This is a genomic window from Qipengyuania pacifica (assembly GCF_019857205.1).
GTDB lineage: Bacteria > Pseudomonadota > Alphaproteobacteria > Sphingomonadales > Sphingomonadaceae > Qipengyuania > Qipengyuania pacifica.
This window is the reverse complement of sequence record NZ_JAHWXO010000006.1, coordinates 96,259-117,121: the sequence shown is the minus strand read 5'-3', so window position 1 is coordinate 117,121 and position 20,863 is coordinate 96,259. Positions and strand designations below refer to the sequence as shown.

At 60.3% G+C, this 20,863-nt stretch carries 24 protein-coding genes and 1 tRNA gene; 17 read left to right on the top strand and 8 right to left on the bottom strand.

All coding sequences use genetic code 11. The features are described 5' to 3' along the window. Nucleotides 1-53: 53 nt before the first annotated feature. Nucleotides 54-1,175 carry a DNA polymerase IV gene (gene dinB / locus KYK83_RS11255; RefSeq protein WP_222828309.1) on the top strand — a complete coding sequence of 374 codons (1,122 nt, stop codon included), beginning with the start codon at nt 54-56 and terminating at the stop codon, nt 1,173-1,175. Here dinB and KYK83_RS11250 read toward each other — a convergent pair. The 4 genes from KYK83_RS11250 to KYK83_RS11235 all read right to left on the bottom strand — a co-directional run bounded on the left by KYK83_RS11250 (nt 1,172) and on the right by KYK83_RS11235 (nt 3,441). Further along, nucleotides 1,172-1,642 carry an NUDIX domain-containing protein gene (locus tag KYK83_RS11250; RefSeq protein ID WP_222828308.1) on the bottom strand — a complete coding sequence of 157 codons (471 nt, stop codon included), beginning with the start codon at nt 1,640-1,642 and terminating at the stop codon, nt 1,172-1,174. The genes dinB and KYK83_RS11250 overlap by 4 nt on opposite strands. Further along, on the bottom strand, nt 1,630-2,250 hold the full coding sequence (locus tag KYK83_RS11245; protein WP_222828307.1) for a 6-phosphogluconolactonase: 621 nt from the start codon (nt 2,248-2,250) through the stop codon (nt 1,630-1,632). The genes KYK83_RS11250 and KYK83_RS11245 overlap by 13 nt, the downstream gene beginning before the upstream one ends. A gap of 73 nt (nt 2,251-2,323) precedes the next feature. After that, nucleotides 2,324-2,785, bottom strand: coding sequence for a Dps family protein (locus KYK83_RS11240; RefSeq protein WP_222828306.1), 462 nt, complete (start codon nt 2,783-2,785; stop codon nt 2,324-2,326). Nucleotides 2,786-2,877: 92 nt separating this feature from the next. Further along, the gene (locus KYK83_RS11235; RefSeq protein ID WP_222828305.1) at nt 2,878-3,441 is read right to left on the bottom strand and encodes a hypothetical protein; all 564 of its coding nucleotides are present in this window, start codon (nt 3,439-3,441) and stop codon (nt 2,878-2,880) included. A gap of 76 nt (nt 3,442-3,517) precedes the next feature. Between KYK83_RS11235 and KYK83_RS11230 the strand changes: the two genes are divergently transcribed. Beyond that, on the top strand, nt 3,518-4,312 hold the full coding sequence (locus tag KYK83_RS11230; RefSeq protein WP_222828304.1) for an SDR family oxidoreductase: 795 nt from the start codon (nt 3,518-3,520) through the stop codon (nt 4,310-4,312). A 148-nt stretch (nt 4,313-4,460) separates the two neighbouring features. On the opposite strand, the gene KYK83_RS11225 is transcribed toward KYK83_RS11230, so the two are convergent. Next, nucleotides 4,461-6,332 carry an ABC-F family ATP-binding cassette domain-containing protein gene (locus tag KYK83_RS11225; protein ID WP_222828303.1) on the bottom strand — a complete coding sequence of 624 codons (1,872 nt, stop codon included), beginning with the start codon at nt 6,330-6,332 and terminating at the stop codon, nt 4,461-4,463. 90 nt (nt 6,333-6,422) lie between these two features. On the opposite strand from KYK83_RS11225, the gene KYK83_RS11220 reads away from it, so the two are divergent. After that, on the top strand, nt 6,423-6,683 hold the full coding sequence (locus KYK83_RS11220) for a hypothetical protein (protein WP_103023887.1): 261 nt from the start codon (nt 6,423-6,425) through the stop codon (nt 6,681-6,683). Nucleotides 6,684-6,737: 54 nt separating this feature from the next. On the opposite strand, the gene KYK83_RS11215 is transcribed toward KYK83_RS11220, so the two are convergent. Beyond that, nucleotides 6,738-7,937: an MFS transporter gene (locus KYK83_RS11215; RefSeq protein ID WP_222828302.1), complete on the bottom strand. Its 1,200-nt coding sequence runs from the start codon at nt 7,935-7,937 to the stop codon at nt 6,738-6,740. Nucleotides 7,938-8,139: 202 nt separating this feature from the next. On the opposite strand from KYK83_RS11215, the gene KYK83_RS11210 reads away from it, so the two are divergent. Beyond that, on the top strand, nt 8,140-8,328 hold the full coding sequence (locus KYK83_RS11210) for a DUF1328 domain-containing protein (protein ID WP_103022701.1): 189 nt from the start codon (nt 8,140-8,142) through the stop codon (nt 8,326-8,328). 78 nt (nt 8,329-8,406) lie between these two features. Here KYK83_RS11210 and KYK83_RS11205 read toward each other — a convergent pair whose 3' ends face one another. Then, entirely contained in the window at nt 8,407-9,189 is a 783-nt protein-coding gene (locus KYK83_RS11205; RefSeq protein WP_222828301.1) for a GGDEF domain-containing protein, read from the bottom strand. A gap of 454 nt (nt 9,190-9,643) precedes the next feature. On the opposite strand from KYK83_RS11205, the gene KYK83_RS11200 reads away from it, so the two are divergent. After that, entirely contained in the window at nt 9,644-10,585 is a 942-nt protein-coding gene (locus tag KYK83_RS11200) for a LysR family transcriptional regulator (RefSeq protein ID WP_222828300.1), read from the top strand. An 82-nt stretch (nt 10,586-10,667) separates the two neighbouring features. On the opposite strand, the gene KYK83_RS11195 is transcribed toward KYK83_RS11200, so the two are convergent. Beyond that, nucleotides 10,668-10,741: transfer RNA gene (locus tag KYK83_RS11195), tRNA-Gly, on the bottom strand. 240 nt (nt 10,742-10,981) lie between these two features. Here KYK83_RS11195 and KYK83_RS11190 point away from each other — a divergent pair. From KYK83_RS11190 to KYK83_RS11135, 12 genes are all read left to right on the top strand, one after another. Next, nucleotides 10,982-11,188 carry a hypothetical protein gene (locus KYK83_RS11190; protein ID WP_222828299.1) on the top strand — a complete coding sequence of 69 codons (207 nt, stop codon included), beginning with the start codon at nt 10,982-10,984 and terminating at the stop codon, nt 11,186-11,188. A 145-nt stretch (nt 11,189-11,333) separates the two neighbouring features. Then, nucleotides 11,334-12,407, top strand: coding sequence for a PLP-dependent cysteine synthase family protein (locus KYK83_RS11185; RefSeq protein WP_222828298.1), 1,074 nt, complete (start codon nt 11,334-11,336; stop codon nt 12,405-12,407). A gap of 30 nt (nt 12,408-12,437) precedes the next feature. Then, on the top strand, nt 12,438-13,652 hold the full coding sequence (locus KYK83_RS11180; RefSeq protein ID WP_222828297.1) for a DUF819 family protein: 1,215 nt from the start codon (nt 12,438-12,440) through the stop codon (nt 13,650-13,652). 91 nt (nt 13,653-13,743) lie between these two features. Continuing rightward, nucleotides 13,744-15,237 (top strand): CoA-acylating methylmalonate-semialdehyde dehydrogenase, encoded by a 1,494-nt coding sequence (locus tag KYK83_RS11175; RefSeq protein WP_222828296.1) that lies wholly within the window; start codon nt 13,744-13,746, stop codon nt 15,235-15,237. Between the two features lie 27 nt (nt 15,238-15,264). Next, on the top strand, nt 15,265-15,726 hold the full coding sequence (locus KYK83_RS11170) for a hypothetical protein (protein ID WP_222828295.1): 462 nt from the start codon (nt 15,265-15,267) through the stop codon (nt 15,724-15,726). Nucleotides 15,727-15,737: 11 nt separating this feature from the next. Next, nucleotides 15,738-16,040 carry an I78 family peptidase inhibitor gene (locus KYK83_RS11165; protein ID WP_103022385.1) on the top strand — a complete coding sequence of 101 codons (303 nt, stop codon included), beginning with the start codon at nt 15,738-15,740 and terminating at the stop codon, nt 16,038-16,040. Continuing rightward, nucleotides 16,037-16,435, top strand: a complete 399-nt coding sequence (locus KYK83_RS11160; protein ID WP_222828294.1) for a Rid family hydrolase — start codon at nt 16,037-16,039, stop codon at nt 16,433-16,435. Before KYK83_RS11165 ends, KYK83_RS11160 begins: the two co-directional genes overlap by 4 nt. A gap of 81 nt (nt 16,436-16,516) precedes the next feature. Continuing rightward, complete coding sequence (locus KYK83_RS11155; protein WP_222828293.1) at nt 16,517-17,050, top strand: hypothetical protein; 534 nt, start codon at nt 16,517-16,519, stop codon at nt 17,048-17,050. 172 nt (nt 17,051-17,222) lie between these two features. After that, nucleotides 17,223-17,756, top strand: coding sequence for an HdeD family acid-resistance protein (locus KYK83_RS11150; protein WP_222828292.1), 534 nt, complete (start codon nt 17,223-17,225; stop codon nt 17,754-17,756). A 111-nt stretch (nt 17,757-17,867) separates the two neighbouring features. Then, nucleotides 17,868-19,022: an acyl-CoA dehydrogenase family protein gene (locus tag KYK83_RS11145; protein ID WP_221598035.1), complete on the top strand. Its 1,155-nt coding sequence runs from the start codon at nt 17,868-17,870 to the stop codon at nt 19,020-19,022. Beyond that, the gene (locus KYK83_RS11140) at nt 19,019-20,062 is read left to right on the top strand and encodes an enoyl-CoA hydratase/isomerase family protein (protein ID WP_103022380.1); all 1,044 of its coding nucleotides are present in this window, start codon (nt 19,019-19,021) and stop codon (nt 20,060-20,062) included. The genes KYK83_RS11145 and KYK83_RS11140 overlap by 4 nt, the downstream gene beginning before the upstream one ends. Then, a complete protein-coding gene (locus KYK83_RS11135; protein ID WP_222828291.1) occupies nt 20,059-20,841 on the top strand; it encodes an enoyl-CoA hydratase-related protein in 783 nt (260 codons plus the stop codon). The genes KYK83_RS11140 and KYK83_RS11135 overlap by 4 nt, the downstream gene beginning before the upstream one ends. Nucleotides 20,842-20,863: the final 22 nt, after the last annotated feature.

Below are 20,863 nucleotides of genomic sequence, written 5' to 3'. Positions count from 1 at the left end.
GCAGTTGGCCGACAAGGTTCCGATTTGCAACCCGCGTCGCTATCTATTCTCTCATGAAAGATGGCGAAGTGCGTACCGATGCGGATGACAGCGAAGCCGATGGGCTGCGGAAGATCATTCACGTCGACATGGATGCGTTTTTCGCCAGCGTCGAGCAACGCGACCATCCAGAATTGCGGGGCAAGCCCGTTGCTGTGGGTGGATCGAGCGGGCGCGGCGTTGTCGCTGCTGCCAGCTACGAGGCGCGCAAGTTCGGTGTGCGCAGCGCCATGCCCTCTGTCACGGCCAAGCGCAAATGCCCCGACCTTATCTTTTGCAAGAGCCGTTTCGACGTCTACCGCGAGGTCAGTCAGCAGATCCGCGCAATCTTTCGTCACCACACCGACCTGGTCGAACCGCTCAGCCTTGATGAGGCATATCTGGATGTCACCGAAGACAAGCTGGGCATTGGCAGCGCCACCCGGATAGCGGAACTGATCCGCCAGGAAATCCGCGCCAAGACGAAACTGACCGCCAGCGCAGGGGTCAGCTACAACAAGTTTCTCGCCAAGATCGCGAGCGACCAGAACAAGCCCGATGGCCTGTGCGTGATCCGTCCCGGCGAAGGGGCCGCCTTTGTCGCCGACCTACCGATCAGGCGCTTCCACGGCGTCGGTCCCAAGGGCGCCGAAAAAATGGCGCGGCTCGGCATCGAGACCGGCGGCGATCTGGCGGAAAAGGACATCGAATGGCTGCGCGCTCATTTCGGAAGCTTCGCCGATTATCTCTATCGCGCTTCGAGAGGCATCGATTTGCGGCCCGTTCGATCGAGCCGTATCCGTAAATCCGTTGGCGGCGAGAGGACGTTCAGCCGCGACCTTTCGTCGGGTAGCGAGTTGCGCGACACAATGGAGGACATCATCGATATCGTCTGGGGCTATATCGAGCGCGCGGAAGCAGAAGGTCGCACCGTCACTCTCAAGATGAAATTCACCGATTTTCAGATTTTCAGCCGCGCCAAGACGATGGATCGGCCAATCGCGAACAAAGAGGAATTTGCGGCAATCGGCCGCGCCCTGCTGGAGGAGGTCCTCCCCCTGCCCATGCCGATCCGCCTCATGGGACTGACGCTTTCGAAACTGGAGGGGAACAGTGACCAGCAACCGCGACCTGATGCGCAGTTATCGCTGCTCTAGTTTACGCAGGACTGCCATAATTCCAGCCGCCTTCTGGTGAGCGCGCTCATCGCTTCGGGAAGCAGGCGTATCGCAAAGAAACGCGCTTCCACGATTTCTCGCCCGTCCGGTTCGGGTGCCGCATCCACGACAGTGCTGAAAATATAAGCGCGGTGCGGTGCGCCCGAAATTTCCTCGTTCAATATGCCGACAAGTTTCAGATCGGTCACGAGGCAGCCTGTTTCTTCGCGCATTTCTCGCCGCGCCGCGTGCTCCGGCGTTTCTTCCCGCCCGATACCACCGCCCGGAAAATACCACCCTTGCGGACCGTAACTATGCCGCACCAACAGGATTTCACCCTGCGGATTGGACGCAATGATGGTGACGCCCTCTGCCGTGATCCCGCTGAATTTGCGCCAGTGATGGCGCAACCGATGCGCAACCTTCAGTGCCACTCGGTGGAGCGGCTTGGGGATCAGGTGAAACATGTCACCGGTTGCCGGACCGCAGCGAGCAATCGCGCAATCGGAAGATCGTTATTACCTGCAATAGCCTGATCGAGTACGCTGCGTTTCTCCGCACCGCGAAGAACGAAGACCAACCGGTCGCTTGCGAGAAGCGATGGCATGGTCAAGCTGATCCGATCGAACGGAGCTTCGGGAGGCAGCGGATCGGGCGTCAAACGCACGACCGGTCGCGCGTCGTCGACCTTGGGATCCGTATTCGGAAATAGCGAAGCGACATGCCCGTCAGCGCCCATGCCAAGCCAGGCAAGAGCGAAAGGCGGCACGGCTTCCATCTCGTTCAGAGTGACGACTTCAGCCCCCGCAGGCTCGAATAGTTTGCGCAGCTTCCCCGTATTCGATGCGGCATGATCTTCCGAAACGATACGGTCGTCTCCCGGCCACACAACCAGCCGCGTCCAGTCCAGGTCGTGGCCAAGCAATTGATCCATGATCGGAAAGGGAGTGGATCCCCCGGGAACCGTGATCGTCACCGGCCCATCGGATTGATCCATCCGTTCGCGTAGATGGGACGCCAGCCAATCGGCAATAGCCGCATCACCCTGGCCCTCGATGATCGTCAAATTTTCCATACGCTATTGATACACCAATGCCGCCCGTCCCCAAGGGGAAAGGCGGCATGGGCGCAAACGAATAGGTATGTGCTTACTTGGTAGTCTGATTAAGGAACCAGACGCGTTCTTCGCACTGATCGATCCAATCGTCGACGATACCGCTGGTGGCGTTGTCACCCACTTCTTCCGCGGCGTCTTTTACCTCATTGAGCCGTGTGTGCAGCTTGCGGTTATCGTCACGCAATTCCGCCACCATCGCGTCGGCGGTGATGGTTACATCATCCTGATCGGAAATCTTTGTCTGCTTGGCGATGCTGCCGATCGATGTGAGCGTGAACTCGTCATTCTTGCGGACGCGCTCGCCAATGGCATCCACCGTGCCAACCAGCTGCGCTGCCTGCTCGTCAAAGAGCAGATGCAGGTCGCGAAAACGCGGTCCCGCCACATGCCAGTGAAAATTCTTGGTTTTGAAATACAGCGCCATGGTATCCGCCAGTGCGCCGTTGAGCGCGCTTACCAGTCCGGCTTTCGCGTTGTTGCCCAATTCTGCCATGGTATTTACCCCTTTCGTCGTTTTGAAGTTCACCTCATCAACGGCCTTCCGCCACTCCGGTTTCCCGATTAACGGCGGTTGCTGTGATCGGGTCAGGCGATGATTCCTCTCGCGCTGAGCCCGGTGATCACGCCAAGGCCGAAAAGCAGGACAGCCAGGCCGATCCTCAACCGCCGTAGCGGTAGCCTCGCTTCCAGTGCTGTGCCGGAAAGCCATCCCATAGTGACTGCAGCCCCTCCCCCGATCGCGCCGCCTAATCCCGCCAGCGGCCAGCAGGCGAAAACTACGGCCATCGCCGCTACCAGGAAGCGCGACGCGTCGGTCATTTGCCTGAAGCACAAGACGATGAACGCAGCCCCCAGCGAACGTGTCGGTTCCCGCGGCACTCGCTCCCGATTGGGCCAGGCGCACTCGAAAGCGGCCAGCAGAAGCGCGAGGGCCACGAACATGGTTGCCGCGCTTTCGGACATGGTTCTCGCCAGAAGGCTTCCCAACCAAGCCGCGGTAATCGCGGTCACAGCAGAACTCGTCAATGCCACCACGAGCAAACCGTTCGCCGCACCCAGAGCACCCGCAAGGCGCGCCACCAGCAGCTGGTCGCGCGCACCGATCGCGGCCACGAAGCTGGCAACCATGGCGAATAGCAGTGCCGTCATCCTCGCTCCCGTCCATCTTCCTAAGCGTCCATGCTTGCGATAGCACGGCACGCAGAAAAACGAACAGGAGAGCGATGTGAAACTCGCAGACGGCATGGCGGCAGTGGTCACAGGCGGCGCTTCGGGGCTCGGCAAGGCGAGCGCACAGGCACTGGCGGACGCTGGCTTGAAAGTCACAATCTTCGATGTGAACGAAAAAACGGGCGAAGAACACGCCGAAGCAATCGGTGGAAGCTTCGTGCTGGTGGACATCACCGATGAGCAATCGGTCGTCGATGGTTTTGCGAAGGCCCGTGCGGCCAATGGGCAGGAGCGCGTCACCGTACATTGCGCAATGACCAGCCGGCGCGGAAAAACGCTGGGCTGGGACAAGGACGCATCTCGGTACAAGCGACTGGAAACGGAAGACTATGCCTTTGGCGCCGAAGGCATCCTCGTATCATCCTATCGCATTGCCAGCCTGTCCGCGCTGGGCATGGCCAATTCCGAGCCGCTCAACGAAGATGGCGAGCGCGGTTGCATTATCCTGACGGCCAGCGTGGCGGCGCAGGACGGGCAAATCGGCCAAGTGATTTATGGTAGCTGCAAGGCTGGCGTCAACGGGCTCGTCCTGCCGATGGCACGCGATTTGATGGACATCGGCATTCGCGTGAACTCCGTGATGCCTGGCGTCTTCGCGACCCCGCTGATGCTTGGCATGAAAGAACGTAATCCGCAGCTGTGGGACCAGCTGAATGCGAGCGTTCCCTTCCCCAAACGCCTCGGTCACCCGGAAGAATTCGCTTCGCTAATCTGCGAAATCGCCCGCAACAGCTATATCAACGGTCACCAGTTCAGGCTCGACGGGGCGATAAGAATGCCGCCCAAGTAACCCATTTTAGGCGATTGGCAGATCCATACGACCGGACTTGCTCTCGTTCTACGTGTGACCACGAAAATCTTACATATCGCCAATCCAGAAACGCGCAGCTCAAGCACCGCACTTTAAGTTTCGAAAAAGACGTCCGGATTGGAGGGCCCTAAACCTGCCCGATCGCTTCGAGAGCGGCCCCGGCTGCCAGCCACGCTTCTTCTGCTACCGCCAAGGAATCGACCGTGTCGGCACGCCTTCTCAGCAACTCTTCCATCGATACGCCATCCAATCTGGATGTCTTCGCGCTGCCTTCGAGGATCGAACGGTCGAGTTTTTCGACTTCCGCTGTGAGCCGCTCCATGGTTTTTTCGGCCTTGGCCAGTTCGGACTTGGCCTCGCGGGACTGAGCCTCGGTTTTATTCCCGCGCGAGCCGCGCGATTTTCCGCCTCCACTGCGCCGGTCTCCCTTGGGCTGATTCCGACCCAGAACGAAATCGATGTAGTCCTGCATGCTTCCCGCGTACTCGGACGCAGTGCCACTATCGACCAAGATCAGCCGATCCGCAGTCAGTTCGACCATGTGGCGATCGTGACTGATAAGGATGACGGCTCCCGAATAATCGTTGAGCGCCTGTATGAGGGCCTCGCGTGCGTCGACATCCAGGTGGTTGGTGGGCTCGTCCAGTATCAGCAAGTGCGGCGCATCGCGCGTGATCAATGCCAGCGCCAGCCGCGCGCGTTCTCCACCCGATAGCTTGTCCACTCGCTGCTGCGCGCGCGGGCCGGAAAAACCGAACCGTCCCAGTTGTGCTCGAACCGCACCTTGGGCTGCGCCGTCCATCGCGCGGTTCATCAGGTCGAGAGGCGTGTCTTCGCCAGCCAGTTCTTCTACCTGATACTGGGTAAAATAGCCGACCTTCAGCCGTCCCGGTGCATTCACCTCCCCTTCCGCTGCGGCGAGCTGCGAAGCCAGAAGGCGCGCGAGCGTGGTCTTGCCGTTTCCGTTACGACCGAGCAGCGCAATGCGATCGTCTGCTTCGATCCGGAAGTTCAGTCGCTTGAGGATTGGCGGCGCTTCGCCGTAACCCACGGCCGCCTGCTCCAGCGTGATCATCGGCGATCGCAGCTCTTCAGGATCCGGGAAGTCAAAACTTAGGCTTGGGTCCTCCATGAGCGCAGCGATTGGCTGCATGCGCGCCAGCATCTTCGCTCGCGATTGCGCCTGTTTGGCAGTCGAAGCACGGGCACTGTTACGGGCGACGTAATCCTGCAACTTGGCGCGCTGCGCATCCTGCGAAGCCTTTGCAGCCGCCAGTTGCGCCGCACGTTCGGCCCGCTGTTTCTCGAACGCATCATAACCGCCCGGATACAGCGTCAACTGTCCACCCTGGAGGTGCAGGATGTGATCGACCACCTTGTTCAGGAGGTCGCGCTCGTGACTGATTACTACGAGTGTTGCGGGATAGGACTTGAGGAAATTCTCCAGCCAGAGCGTCGCTTCCAGATCTAGGTGGTTGGAAGGTTCGTCCAGAAGCAGGATGTCGGGTTCGGAAAACAGGAGCGCGCCGAGAGCGATGCGCATTTTCCAGCCGCCCGAAAAGCTTTCGACCGGACGTTTCTGCATCTCTTCATCGAAGCCCAGCCCGCTCAGTATCTTGGCCGCGCGCGACGGGGCACTGTAGGCGTCGATCGCCAGCAAACGGTCGTGTACATCGCCCATGCGATTCATGTCGGTGCAGGTTTCAAGCTCTTCCAGCAATTGCGCCCGCTCGGTAGCAGACGCGAGTACGACCTCTTCCGGCGTCATCGTGCCGCTGGGCGCTTCCTGCGCAATATAGCCAATGCGGGCGCGCGACGGTTTGCTGACTTCGCCCTCATCCGGTTCAATTTCGCCGATAAGCGCTTTCATCAGCGTGGATTTGCCTGCGCCATTGCGGCCGATCAGGCCGACGCGCGCACCAACCGGAACGGTCGCGCTGGCGCCCTCGAGAATGGCCCGGCCGCCAAGCCGCACTGTGACACCATCGATTGTAAGCATGCGCGGCCCCCTAACAGCCTATCGTCGTTCCCCAAAGAAAATACGGACTGTGAAACTTGCAAGATTTGCGTCGTGCGCTAGCCCGTCGAAATGGAGATGCAGGATCTGCTACAGCGGTACTTCGGCACGCCCGATCTGGCCAACGTCGATCCGGCTGCAATGCCGGCGGGGATCGATCGCATGCTTGTCGACCTCGGGCTTGAGCGCGACCGCGGCCGGCGGTTCGCGCTTTGGACATTGCTTTACATGCTGGATGCAGCGCCCGACCTTGATGTCGCATTCAAAGATGAAACCGATCGAGAGGCAGCGCGCAACATGATGGATATGATCGCCGCCGCCACGCCAGACTAAGGCCCCAGGAGACAAGTTGCCTTTAGCTACTGCGCGCCACCAAACGCGTTGCTGCTAGCTCGCTGTCAGCGCGCTTCGCTCTAGGTGACGTTCCAATTTGAATGCCACGCACAGGATCAGGATACCTCCCAGCGCGAGGCACAGGCCTACCCATCCCGGAGCGGTCCAGCCCATTCCGGCAGTGATGGCCAAACCCGCCAGCCAGGGGCCTAGCGCGTTGGCGATGTTGAAGGCCGCATGATGGAGGGCGGCAGCCATAGTCTGCGCCTCGCCGGCGACATCCATCAGGCGAACCTGGAGAATTGGGCCGAGGCCGCCGCCCATGCCGATGGCAAAGCAGACGAGAGATAGCAGCCAGAAATTCGTAGCAGCAAAAGTGAAGGCCGCGAGAAAGACTGCACTCCAGGCAAGCAGGCCGATCGCTGCAGCCTTTAGCGAAATATCCGCCATCCAACCGCCCAGCAGGTTTCCGACGAGAATTCCGACTCCGAATATCGCGAACACCCACGGAACCGAAGCAGGCGTGGCGCCGGTATATTCGGTAAGAACGGGTGCCAAAAAGCTGTATACTGCGAACAGGCCGCCGAAACCCACCGCACCTGCTCCAAGCGTCAGCAGAACCTGCGGATGCGCCAATGCATGCATCTCGCGCCGCATGCTCCGCCCTACTTCCACTGGTTGTCGGGGGGCAAGGATCAGGAGCGCGGTGGCGGTCGCCAGGGCGATTCCCGAGACACCGCCGAATACGACGCGCCAGCCGACATGCAGGCCAAGCCAGTTGGCGAAAGGCGCCCCGATCACCGTGGCGACAGCCAGACCGGCCATCACGTAGGATGCGGCCGCGGCGCGCTTCTCCGGAAGAAGCGAGGCGGCCAAGAGCGCTGCCACCCCGAAGTAGGCGCCGTGAGGCAGGCCGCTAAGGAACCGGAAAGCGAGCAGTGTATGATACGTAGGCGCCCACACTGTCGCCGCATTACCCATCGCGATCAGGACCATCAGCACAACCAGCAGACGCCGCCGCGGCCAACTCGCCCCGAACAGCCCGAGGATCGGCGCGCCGACCACCACCCCGAGCGCGTAGGCACTTACGGCATGCGCTGCGACCGGTTCGGTAACAGCGAAGTCTGCTGCGTAAAACGGCAGCAGGCTCATGGCAGCGAACTCCGTCGTGCCGATCGCGAACCCGCCGAGGGCAAGAGCAAGAATAATGAAGGCTATGCGACTCGTTGAGAGTGGATCTGCGGAATGGGTCATGATGTGGTCTGTCGCGGGGAGTGAGGGGAAGATCGCGCTAGATCGGTAGCGGCGCAGCTTCGATCAAGCCCCACGGCACGTCTCCCGATATTTATCCTAGACGCCAACCGCCTCTGGCGTGTCCCCGATATTGGTACAGACAGTTTGCTCCTCCGGAACGCGATGGCGCGTCGCATCGTTGGATAAACCAAAGGAGATCGTCATGTTCGGTTGGGCCATTACACTTGCCATCATCGCACTCGTCGCAGCAATCCTCGGGTTTGGAGGCGTTGCAGGCTTTCTGGCAGATCTGGCCCTGATCATATTCGTCGTCGCCTTGATTGCGAGCGCGATCTTCTTCTTCCTGGGCTGGAAGGGTGCGAAGGCGGCTGCAGACAAGCTGAAACAGTAAGCCGCTTACTGTGAGTGAATGACCGAACCTAATACCTGGCGAGTTCTGAATCTGCGGATCAGTCGTCGACCATGCGGGTCAATTCAACTGTGGGCTTGCCGCAGATAGACACCCCGGGTCGGTAGTCGGGAGGTGTTGCATGTCCAGGCGACCCCGTCCGGACCGTTTGACATCGTACATAAGGTTATCGGCCAGTCGGATCAGCGAACCTGGATCGGGATAGTTATCGGGGGGGATTACAATCCCGCCTGCACTTGTACTGACACCCCACGGTAGAGTTTCGATCGCTCCAACAAGCGAACTTTGAACACTCTCAGGCCTCGCCGGATCATTTGCGACCTGAAGAAAGACAAGAAACTCGTCGCCGCCGATACGCGCGACATGGTCTTTTTCCCGCAAGACACTTCGCAGGGCGGTGACGACATGACGCAGTACTTCATCGCCCCCCGAATGTCCGTAGCGGTCGTTGATCGATTTGAAGTGATCAAGATCTAGAAATATCAGAGCTGTCGTGCGGTCGTCACTTTTTGCCTTCGCCAATTCCGTCCGAAGCATTTTCTCGAAACCGCGCGGTGTGAGCGCTCCTGTGAGCTTATCGACATTCGCCGCCTTTTCGGCGTCGTTAAATCCAGATCTCGCTCTGCTCACGCCCACTCCTGCAGCGAGTGTCATGGGGACCAGTAAATATGCTTCCCATGGCATGTCATGCACCCACGCTGAAATCAGCAAGACAGCGCATGCCGACAGGATGATCAGGTGAGAAATCGGTTTGCGGAAGTGCCAGCAGGCGAAAGCTGTGAACAGCAGATATCCGCACTGTCCAGATGCTGAGGGAGGCGCCGCGATCAGCGCGGGGGTCAATAATATTTGCCCTGCCAAAAGGCCGTAGCCCAAGTGAGCCTGAGGCAACAATCCGCGCGACCGAACGGCCCCGGAAGGGTCGCTGTCGAAGTTGTATGAGTTGTCTCTCTGGCCCAACCGCATCGAGGCGAACTCCGCTCCTTACGGGTTGAATGCCGTCCCGGGCCACCCACGCACCCGGCAAGCTACGACCTCTCGCTGCGCACGTATAAGACCCACGACCAATTCCCCTGCTCAAACCCCAAATGCTTCGCCTATGCCTAACTTGCGCTAACTGGATTCGCACATGGCTTGCGCGCGCGATGAAGCAGTTGCCTTTCCGCATGGAAACCGTAGAAATCAGAATAGTGCATATTCCGATCGGCAATAATAACGACGAAGGCCTTGAACTTCTGAAGTAATTGCCCTGATAGAAGCAATGCTAGCGATGACGTGGTATTTGCGGGGGCGATAAATGCTTGGCTCGAATGAGGCTCAGCAAGAGCGGCAGAGCCGCCATCTGCGCAAGCTCGACCTTAATTTGCTTATCGTGTTCGAAACCGTCTACAAGACCGGCAGCGTCAGCGAGGCAGCCCGGGTTTTGGGTATGACGCAGCCTACTGTCAGCAATACATTGGCGCGCCTTCGAGATCATTTCTCCGACCAGCTCTTTGTGCGCCGGGATCGTAGCATGAAGCCAACGGCGCGCGCCCGGGCTCTCCTACCTCCAGTGAAAGAAGCGCTGACCGCTTTGCGGCGCGGCCTATCGCTCGAAACCGACTTCGATCTGATTACCGCCGATCGCCGGTTTCGGCTGCTCTTGCACGATTTCAGCGTACCGTCGGTTCTGCCGCCGATCATCAAAGCGCTCGATGATGCGCAGTCATCCTGCTCGGTCGAAGTGATTACGCCGGACTGGTCGCGACCGCACGAGGCGCTCACCAATGGCGACGCCGATATCATGCTCGACATTTCCCTGCACGATCAGCCGGGTGTCACGCTCGAGCCGCTTATGGACGGCGAGGCGGTCTGCGTCGTCCGGGCAGCCCACCCCACGATCGGGCACGCCCTCTCGACAGAGCAGTTCGCGGAGAACGGGCACGCCGTGGTCGAAAAGGAAATGCGACTGCACCTTCCCACGGCGCGGCTGGTGATGGCGGCCGGGTTGGAACGCCGGGTCGTAGCCGTGGTACCGAATGCTGCCAGCCTGACGGTTACGATCGCAACGACAAACCTGATCGCGATAGTGCCGCGACGCTATGCTGAACTGGTGGCACCGATCTATCGGCTGAGAATACTTCCGGTCCCCTTTGAATATCCAAAAACCAAAATTTTCTTGGGTTGGGCCACAGAGCGCGCTGACGATCCAGGACTTCAATGGCTACGCGGCCTGATCCGGGCGACCTTCGCCGCCTGACCAATTCCCGATGTGCCAGACCAAAGGCTGCACACCTTACGGTTCGCTAACCGGTGGTTATCTTGAGGCACGCTAGGAAAACTGGAGCGGGTGAAGGGAATCGAACCCTCGTCGTCAGCTTGGGAAGCTGCTGCTCTACCATTGAGCTACACCCGCGAACCATGTCCGACTTCATGCCGTAACGGCCATACAACGCGTCGAGGCGACTGCCACGACAGGGCTCGATCAGTCAATATGGCTTGGCTGCCCCTACGTGATGCACCAGCGAACCCCGACCGAACCCAATTAGGGAATGAAGTCACCATCTGGTAAGTAGGCTCCCGTTCACCATCACTGGACGGAGTCGCAGGCTTTCAACCGACCACTTGGCGGACTCCCCGATCGGAGGGGGCTTATATGCACGACTATAATCTCGACTATGTGGATGACGATGGGCTCTCCCAGACGATCTCGTTTTCTGCTCTTACGCCCAATGGCGCGCTGGATCGGGCCATGACGATCTCGCCTGGTCGGTGGGCGAAGCTGCGCGACGAAGCGGGCGACATCTGTCGGATCGAACGTCTGTCCCATTCTGCCGTGTGGCGTATCGCGCGCAAGGCCTGACAGCCTTTTGTCGGCCGGCGCCGTCTGTCCTTTGCAGCGCGTGTATCGTCCGGCGTTGACCTGCCGCTAGCGCGATCTCCGACCAACCGCGGAAAACGTGTCCGGCGAGGGTTCCCTCCCGGGAGGAGGGCTATACAAGGCCCCAATGTCGACCAATCGTGAATGGGTGAACTGGGCCATCGGCCGGATCGAAGCCGATTTCCATCGGTCGGCCGATACTCATCTCATACCTTTGCCCGTTCCGGCCCTGCCGGATATCGCCATCTACCTGAAAGACGAATCCAGTCATCCGACCGGCAGCCTGAAGCATCGCCTTGCCCGATCACTATTTCTGTATGGTCTGTGCAACGGATGGATTTGCGAACGCACCGCTATTGTCGAGGCGTCCAGCGGATCCACAGCCGTTTCGGAAGCCTATTTCGCCAGGATGCTCGGACTGCGTTTTATCGCAGTCGTTCCACGCTCGACAGCGCAGGCAAAGCTTGATGCCATCGCCTTCTACGGAGGGGAATGCCACTTCGTCGATCGGCCATGCGAAATATACGATGCAGCGCAGTCGCTCGCCGATGAACTGGGCGGCCATTACATCGACCAGTTCACTTTTGCCGAACGCGCCACAGACTGGCGCAGCAACAACAACATTGCCGAATCGATCTTCGCCCAGATGGAGCGTGAGCCGCATCCCGTACCGCGCTGGATCGTGTGCGGTGCAGGCACGGGCGGGACGTCTGCCACCATCGGGCGCTTTGCACGATATAATCGTTTCGACACGCGCGTATGCGTGGCCGATCCGGAAGGATCCGTGTTTCACCGCCACTGGCAGGATCGCTCGATCGAGCGGGTGGATCATTCAGCGGGCTGCATAGAAGGCATCGGCAGGCAGCGGGTCGAGCCCAGCTTTCTCCCCGATGTGATCGACCGCATGGAAGCCGTGCCGGACGTCTGCTCGATCGCGGCGGCGCACGAAGTCAGCCAGCGTCTGGGTCGCCGCTGCGGCGGATCCACCGGAACGAACGTCTGGGCGTGCGCGAAGATCGCGGCGGAGATGGCCGAACGCGGCTGGAAAGGATCGATCGTGTCCATCCTTTGCGATGACGGCGCGCGCTATTCCGATACGATCTTCGACAGCGCATGGCTCGCTGCGCGTGGTCTGGACATCATGCCGCAGCAAAAGAAAATCGCGCATTTCTTCGAAACCGGCACATTCGCGGCCGAATGACATTCAGGCAGGATAAGGGGCCGCACTATCATGATCAGCGATGACAGGATAATCCTTGGCCTCTTGGCTCTCGTCCTCGCGTTCGTGTTCGCCACGCGCGACAGGCCCGGCTGGCAGCGATTCTACGTCTTCGTGCCGATCATCCTGATCTGCTACCTCGTGCCAAGCCTGATGACGACCTTCGGCCTGATCGACGTGTCGCAGAGCAATCTGTGGCCCGTGGCAAAGGACTATTTCCTGCCCGCCGCGCTGTTCCTGATGACGCTCAGCATCGACATCAAGGGCATTCTGGGCCTCGGCAATAAGGCCATCATTATGTTCCTCACCGCCACCGTCGGCATCATCCTGGGTGGCCCACTGGCGCTGTGGATCGTTGCGCAGTTCGAACCATCGATTATCGGTTCCGGCGACACGGCAGCATGGCGGGGCCTTGCCACGCTCGCAGGAAGCTGGATCGGCGGCGGAGCGAACCAGACCGCGATGCTCGAAGTCTATGGTTATCCTCTCGAAGGTTTCGCTGCGCTACTGGCTGTCGACATCATTGTCGCCGAAATCTGGATGGTCTTTCTGCTCTATGGCGCTGGCGCGCATGAGCGTGTCGACCGCTGGCTGGGCGCGGACAGTTCTTCGATCGCCAAGCTGCGCGATACGATGGCCGACTACACCGAAAGTATCGAACGCGTCGCCAAGGCAAACGACTACGTCCTGCTATTCGGCATTACTTTTGCGGTTGTCGGCCTCTCGCATCTGCTCGGCGGCTGGCTCGGGAATTTCTTCGCCGAATTGCAGGGCGAAGAGGCGACGCTGGCCAGCGAATTTTTCTGGGTGGTGGTCATTTCGACCACTGTCGGCCTTGCCGCCAGCTTTACCCGCGCCCGCAAACTGGAGGGTATCGGGGCGAGCAAGTTCGGTGTGCTGTTCATTTTCCTGCTCGTTGCAGTAATCGGCACGCGAATGGATGTTACGAAGATCGCGGATGCTCCTGCTTTCATGGCGATCGGCTTCATCTGGATGCTGTTCCACGTGATACTGCTGCTGGTTGTCGCCAAGATCATAAAGGCGCCGTTTTTCTTCGTCGCGGTAGGTAGCAAGGCCAATGTCGGCGGGGCCGCGTCCGCACCGGTCATAGCCGCTGCATTTCACCCCGCCCTCGCCCCAGTCGGCGTGCTGCTCGCCGTGCTTGGCTATGCACTGGGAACATACGGCGCCATCCTGTGCGCGCAGATGATGGCAGGGGTCGGCTAGACCGCAGTTCGTGAAGGTTTCAGCCGATACCGGTTGATTTCGGACCTCTCGTGCGTATTGGCCGTTGCCAACGAAAGAGAGGATTTTTCCTATGCGTCAGGTTGACCATTTCATTGCCGGCAACAGCCCGGCAGCCACCCGCAAGCACAAGATCTGGAACCCGTCGACGGGCGAGGTTCAGGCCGAAGTTGCGCTGGGCGATGCTTCCCTGCTTGATCAGGCGGTTGCGGCTGCCAAGAAGGTCCAGCCCGAATGGGCCGCGACCAATCCGCAGAAGCGCGCCCGGGTCATGTTCGAATTCAAGCGACTGGTTGAAGAAAACAAGCAGCAACTTGCCGAGCTGCTCGCCAGCGAACATGGCAAGGTCGTGGACGATGCGCATGGCGATGTGCAGCGCGGGCTTGAAGTCATCGAATATGCGTGCGGCATTCCGCAGGCGCTCAAGGGCGAATACACGCAGGGCGCTGGGCCCGGCATCGACGTTTATTCGATGCGCCAGCCGCTGGGTATCGGCGCGGGCATCACTCCGTTCAATTTTCCGGCGATGATCCCGATGTGGATGTTCGGCATGGCGATCGCGGCGGGCAACGCCTTCATCCTCAAGCCGTCCGAACGCGATCCCAGCGTGCCCGTTCGCCTCGCCGAACTCTTCGTCGAAGCTGGCGCACCCGAAGGGCTGCTGCAGGTCGTCCACGGCGACAAGGAAATGGTCGATGCCATCCTCGATCATGAGGATATCGCCGCCGTCAGTTTCGTCGGTTCGAGCGACATCGCCCACTATGTCTACAAGCGCGGCGTTGCTGCGGGCAAGCGCGTGCAGGCCATGGGCGGCGCAAAGAACCACGGCATTGTCATGCCGGATGCCGACCTCGATCAGGTAGTCAACGATCTGGCCGGGGCAGCCTTCGGTTCGGCGGGCGAGCGTTGCATGGCGCTGCCCGTGGTCGTCCCGGTGGGCGAGGATACAGCGCACAGGTTGCGCGAAAAGCTCATCCCCGCGATCAATGCCCTGCGCGTTGGTGTCAGCACCGACAAGGACGCCCATTACGGTCCCGTCGTTACGCCCGAACACAGGGCGCGGATCGAACAGTGGATCGACACGGCGGAAAAGGAAGGCGCCGAAGTTGTGATCGACGGTCGCGGCTTCAGCCTTCAGGGCCATGAAGACGGCTTCTTCGTCGGCCCGACCCTGCTCGACCGCGTCACCACCGACATGGAAAGCTACCAGGAAGAAATCTTCGGACCCGTGCTGCAGATTGTGCGCGCCCGGGATTTCGAGGATGCCGTTCGCCTGCCGAGCGAGCATCAATACGGTAATGGCGTCGCCATCTTCACCCGCAACGGCCACGCCGCCCGCGAATTCGCCCACCGGGTGAATGTCGGCATGGTCGGCATCAACGTGCCGATCCCCGTCCCCGTCAGCTATCACAGCTTCGGCGGCTGGAAGCGCTCTGGCTTCGGCGACACCGACCAGTACGGCATGGAAGGCCTCAAGTTCTGGACCAAAGCCAAGAAGGTCACGCAGCGCTGGCCAGATGGCGGCGGCGATGGTTCCAACGCCTTCGTCATCCCCACGATGGGATAAGACCTTTGGCAGGAGCGTTGGGGACTGATGATGACACGCAAAGCTCTCTCCTTCGCCCTGCCCATGGTCCTGCTGGCCGCCGCCTGTTCGGACAATTCCGACACCGATCCCGATGCCACGATGACGGTCGAACCCGATGGCGGCATCGGCGACGGGGCCGGTCCGCCCGAACCCGTCACGGCGGATACCGTCCCCGCTGCGTTTCTGGGTGTGTGGGATGCTGGTAGCGGCGATTGCGCCCCCGCTTCGCTCACCCGGATGGAAATCCTGCCCACCACATTCCAGTTTTACGAATCGCACGGCGACGTAACCCGTATCGAAGTCGACAGTCCCGAAAAGATCGTCGTCTCGCTGGCGATGGAGGGCGAAGGCGAACAATGGCAGATGGCCCGTATGTTCACCCTTTCCGATAACGGCCAGAAACTAACCCCGTCCGCTGTCGATCCCGAAGAACAATTCGAACCCACACCCCTGACGAAGTGCGAATAGGAGCCCCCATAATGCGCATTCTCACCCTGGGCCTCATGGCCGTCCCGCTTGCCGCCTGTGCCACCACCCCGGCGCCCGATACCCCAGCAGATCAACCGCCGCCCATGGCCGGGGCCTGCAACGCTGACGCTGCGCAATCGCATGTTGGCAGCACGGTTTCGGCGGCAATCGGCGCCACCATCCAGAAGGAAAGCGGTGCCCGGTCGCTGCGCTGGGGCCCGCCCAATTCGGCATGGACGATGGATTACCGAGAAGACCGCGTGAATGTCCGCTATGACGACGAGATGAAAATCACCGAAATTACCTGCGGGTGACACGCCGACACGCCTTCACCGGATCGCCCTACGAAGCGCAATTCGGCTTCGCTCGGGCGGTGCGGCAAGGCAATCGAATAATCGTGGCCGGAACGGGTCCTGTGGAAGACGATGGCTCGTCCACGCCCGGCGATGCAGCCGCTCAGGCCGAACGCTGCTGCGTCCTCATCCTGCGCGCTATCGAAGAACTGGGCGGCAGCGCAGATGATGTCGTACGCACCCGCATGCTGCTGACCGATCCGGCCGATCAGGATGCTGTCGGGGCTGTCCATGCCCGCTTTTTCGGCGAAGCGCGTCCGGCAGCGACGATGGCGGGCATCGCGTGGCTCTGCCGTCCGGAATGGAAGGTCGAGATGGAAGCGGAAGCTTTGCTGGGCATGCCACCCTCGCGCTGATTGTGCCCATCGACCCGATTGGAACGTGGGACAGCACAAACGGTTGATCGCAAACGCCAAGGCATTTCCCGGAGATTGTTTATGAAGCCGCTGCTGTATCTTGCCCCGATTGCTCTAGCGGGCCTTGTCGCCTGCTCCCCGTCGGGCAATACCGATGAAACATCCGCGGATGCGACCGTTGAACCCACCCCGGCCGGAACTATCGAACCTGATCCGAACGGACCTGCGGCGAACCCCGGCGCTCCTGACGCGATGGGCGATACAGCACCCGTCTCGAATGACAGGACCTTCCCTGTCGCCCTGCGTGGCAAATGGCGTCTGACCGATGGCCCTGCGCCCACCGCAGCGCAGTGCGAAGGGGCGACAGGCGATAATATCGGCAAAGTACTGGAAATCCACGAAACCCGCTTCAGCGTCTTCGAGAATGGCGGCAAGTTCACCGAAGTGAAGCAACGCGGGGCGGGCATGGTCCGCGCCATATTCGATACGACATATGCCGATACGCCGACCAGCGCGGATCTGACATTCGCAGTCGATCCGGAAAGCCGGACGCTTACGGTTACCGATAATGAAGGGCGGGACGAAGCGCGCGTTTACAAACGCTGTCCCGGCTGAAGCGCGCCCGGGCGGCATTCGGCACTGATCCTGCTGCACACGGCTACCGCATTACGCCGCCCCGCCCCCTTTCCGGCGAAGCACTGCCTTATCATGATTTCCGCATGATCCGGCGCGGCCTTCGTGATATCGCTCGATTGGGTCGACGCATAATTGGGGGCATACAATTACAATGAAATCACATGTCTGGTGGATAATCGGCGGAATAATCGCTCTGATCGGCGGCTTCTTCGCTCTTCTCAATCCTGTACCTGCGACGCTCGCAGTGAACTTTTTCTCTGGCTGGTCCTTCATCATGTTCGGCATTCTCGCCCTCGTCGGCGTGTTCCAGCTCGACAGGGGACGCCACAAGATGTTCATGGCCATCTTCGGCCTTGCTGCACTGCTCCTTGGCATTTCGCTGATCGCCAATCCGCTCGCCGGCGTACTGACGCTTACCCTACTGGTTGCCAGCATCATACTCATCTCGGGTATTGCGCGGATATTCTCCGCATTTCATCTGCGCGGCACCCGCCTGTTCTGGCTGATGCTCGTCTCTGGCGTTATCTCTGTCCTCCTTGCAGTCCTGATCTTCGCGGATTTCCCAGCTTCCGCCATGAGCATTCTGGGACTTTTCCTGGGCTTCGAGCTTCTCTTCAGCAGCATCTCCATGTTTTCCATGGCATCTATCGCTGCACAGGCCGAAAAAACCCGCGGGCAATTCTGATCTCACTGGCTGTGCCCGATCCATTCCAACGACCTTGGTAATCTGATCGGGCACCGCCCTCCTCCGGACGCCCCCTTCCCTCGCCTGTCCGGCGGCGCTACAGCGCGCCCCATGACGACGAATGCAGGACAATTCCAGCTCACCGAAGAACAGCTGCAGATCCAGGAAATGGCGCAGCGCTTCACGGCCGACAACATCACGCCCTTTGCCGGGGAATGGGACGAGAAATCGCACTTCCCTATCGACGTGATCAAGCAGAGCGCCGAACTCGGCTTCGGCGCGATCTACGTCAGCGAGGAATCAGGCGGTATCGGCCTCGGTCGGCTTGAAGCGGCGCTGATCATGGAAGCCATGGCCTATGGCTGCGCGGCGACCAGTTCCTTCATATCCATCCACAACATGGCCGCCTGGATGATCGACCGCTTCGGTGGAGAAGAACTCAAGGGTCGGTACCTTCCCGACCTCGTCACCATGAACAAGGTCGCCAGCTATGCCCTGACCGAGCCGGGCAGCGGATCGGATGCCGCGGGTCTCAAGACCACTGCGAAGCTCGATGGCGACCACTACGTGCTGAACGGAACCAAGCAGTTCATCTCGGGCAGCGGCTTCAACGATGTCTATGTCACGATGGTCCGCACCGGCGAACACAAGACCAAGGGGATAAGCTGCCTCGTGATCGACAAGGACACGCCCGGCGTGTCTTTCGGAAAACCGGAGAAGAAGCTCGGCTGGAATGCCTCACCCACCGCACAGCTCATCTTCGAAGATGCGCGGGTGCCGGTCGCCAATCGTGTCGGGCCGGAAGGCGATGGTTTTCGCTACGCCATGGCGGGCCTAGACGGGGGACGCCTCAACATCGGCGCCTGTTCGCTGGGCGGCGCACAGCGCTGCCTCGACGAAGCGGTGAAATACACCAAGGAACGGCAGCAGTTCGGCCAGCCGATCGCGGATTTCCAGAATACCCAGTTCATGCTGGCCGACATGGCTACCGATCTGGAAGCTGCCCGCGCGCTGCTTTACCTCGCGGCGGCCAAGGTCACCGACAACGCGCCGGACAAGAGCAAGTTCTCCGCCATGGCCAAGCGGCTCGCAACCGACAGCGGCAGCAAGGTAGTCAATGACGCGCTGCAACTCTTCGGTGGCTACGGCTATCTCAAGGAATATCCGATCGAACGCTTCTGGCGCGATCTGCGCGTCCATTCGATCCTTGAAGGCACCAATCAGGTCATGCGAATGATCGTCGGGCGGGAGATGCTGAGACAATGACCGAAGACGTAAACATTCATGTCCACGGCCACGCCGGCCATCTTTCGCTCAACCGCCCCAAGGCGCTGCATGCACTGACGCTCGACATGTGCCATGCAATCAGCGCGGCGCTGACTGACTGGGCGGATGACGAAGCCGTGCAGGCCATCATTCTCGACCACGCCGAAGGGCGCGGCTTCTGCGCGGGCGGGGACATCAATCTCCTGCGCAATTCGGCGCTCAACGACGGCGGTAAAAGCGGCCGTGAATTCTTTCACGACGAATACCAGCTCAACCACCAGATGTTCGAATATGAAAAGCCGATCGTGGCCTTCATGGACGGCATCACCATGGGCGGCGGCGTCGGCATCGCCATGCCGTGCAAATATCGCGTCGCGACCGAGAACACGCGCTTCGCCATGCCGGAAACAGGGATCGGCCTGTTTCCTGATGTCGGTGGCGGCTGGCACCTGTCGCGCCTCGGCGGGCGGCTCGGACAATTCCTTGCGCTTACCGGTGCGCGGCTCGATGGCGCGGAATGCGTGTGGGCAGGAATTGCCACGCATTATCTCGATCCAGCCGATCTGGCCGAAGCCAAATCGCGCATCGCCGCCGGTCACGAACCGGGGCAGGTCTTGAGCGCGCTTGCCAAGACCCCGCCGGCTGCGCGGCTCGAAAGCAACGAAGCTGCCATCAAGAAGCATTTCGCATCCGACCGCTACGAGGACATCCTCGCAAGCCTTGAAGCGGACGATAGCGAATGGGCAGCGAAGGAACTCGCGACGCTGCGCACCAAGAGCCCGCAGACCTGCAAGGTAGCCCTGCGGCAGCTTAAGGAAAGCGAACAGCTCGACAGCTTCGCCGACAACATGCGCATGGAATACCGCATCGCCAGCCGCGTTCTGACCCGTCCGGATTTTTCGGAAGGCGTGCGCGCAGTGATCGTGGACAAGACCAACGACCCCAAATGGGACCCGGCGACGCCCGAGGGCGTGAGCGAGGAACTGCTCGACCAGATCTTCGCCCCGCTTCCCGCCGACGAGGAATGGAGACCCCTATGAGCTATGAAACCATCACGGTCGAACAGCGCGATGCCGTGACGCTGATCACCCTGAACCGCCCCAAGGCGCTGAACGCGCTTAACAGCAAGGTCCTGGAAGAACTGATTGATGCGTTCGCCGCCTATCAGGCCGACAGCAGCCAGCTATGCGCCGTGCTGACCGGATCGGGTGACAAGGCATTCGCGGCAGGCGCCGACATCAAGGAAATGAGCGAGAAGGAAGCAGCGGACTTCTATCTTGAGGATTTCTTCGCACCCTGGACCAGCGAGATCGTGAAGAAGACCCCCAAGCCGTGGATCGCCGCGGTCAACGGCTTCGCGCTGGGCGGTGGATGCGAACTTGCGATGATGGCCGATTTCATCATCGCATCGGAAAACGCCAAGTTCGGCCAACCGGAAATCAAGCTCGGCGTTGCCCCGGGCATGGGCGGCTCGCAACGCCTCACCAAGGCCGTCGGCAAGTCCAAGGCCATGGAAATGTGCCTGACCGGACGCATGATGGATGCCGAGGAAGCGGAGCGCAGCAATCTCGTCGCCCGCGTCGTGCCGCACGATCAGCTTCTCGACGAAGCAATGAAGACAGCGAAGCAGATCGCCTCGATGCCGCCGATGGCCGCGATCGCGAACAAGGAAATGGTCAACGCCGCTTTCGAAACCAGCCTCGATCAGGGCCTGATCGTCGAACGCCGCATCTTCCAGATCCTCGCCGCGAGCGAGGATAAGAAGGAAGGCATGGCCGCCTTCGTCGAAAAGCGCGAAGGCCAGTGGAAGGGTCGCTAAGCCGATCCCCTCGGAATAAAAG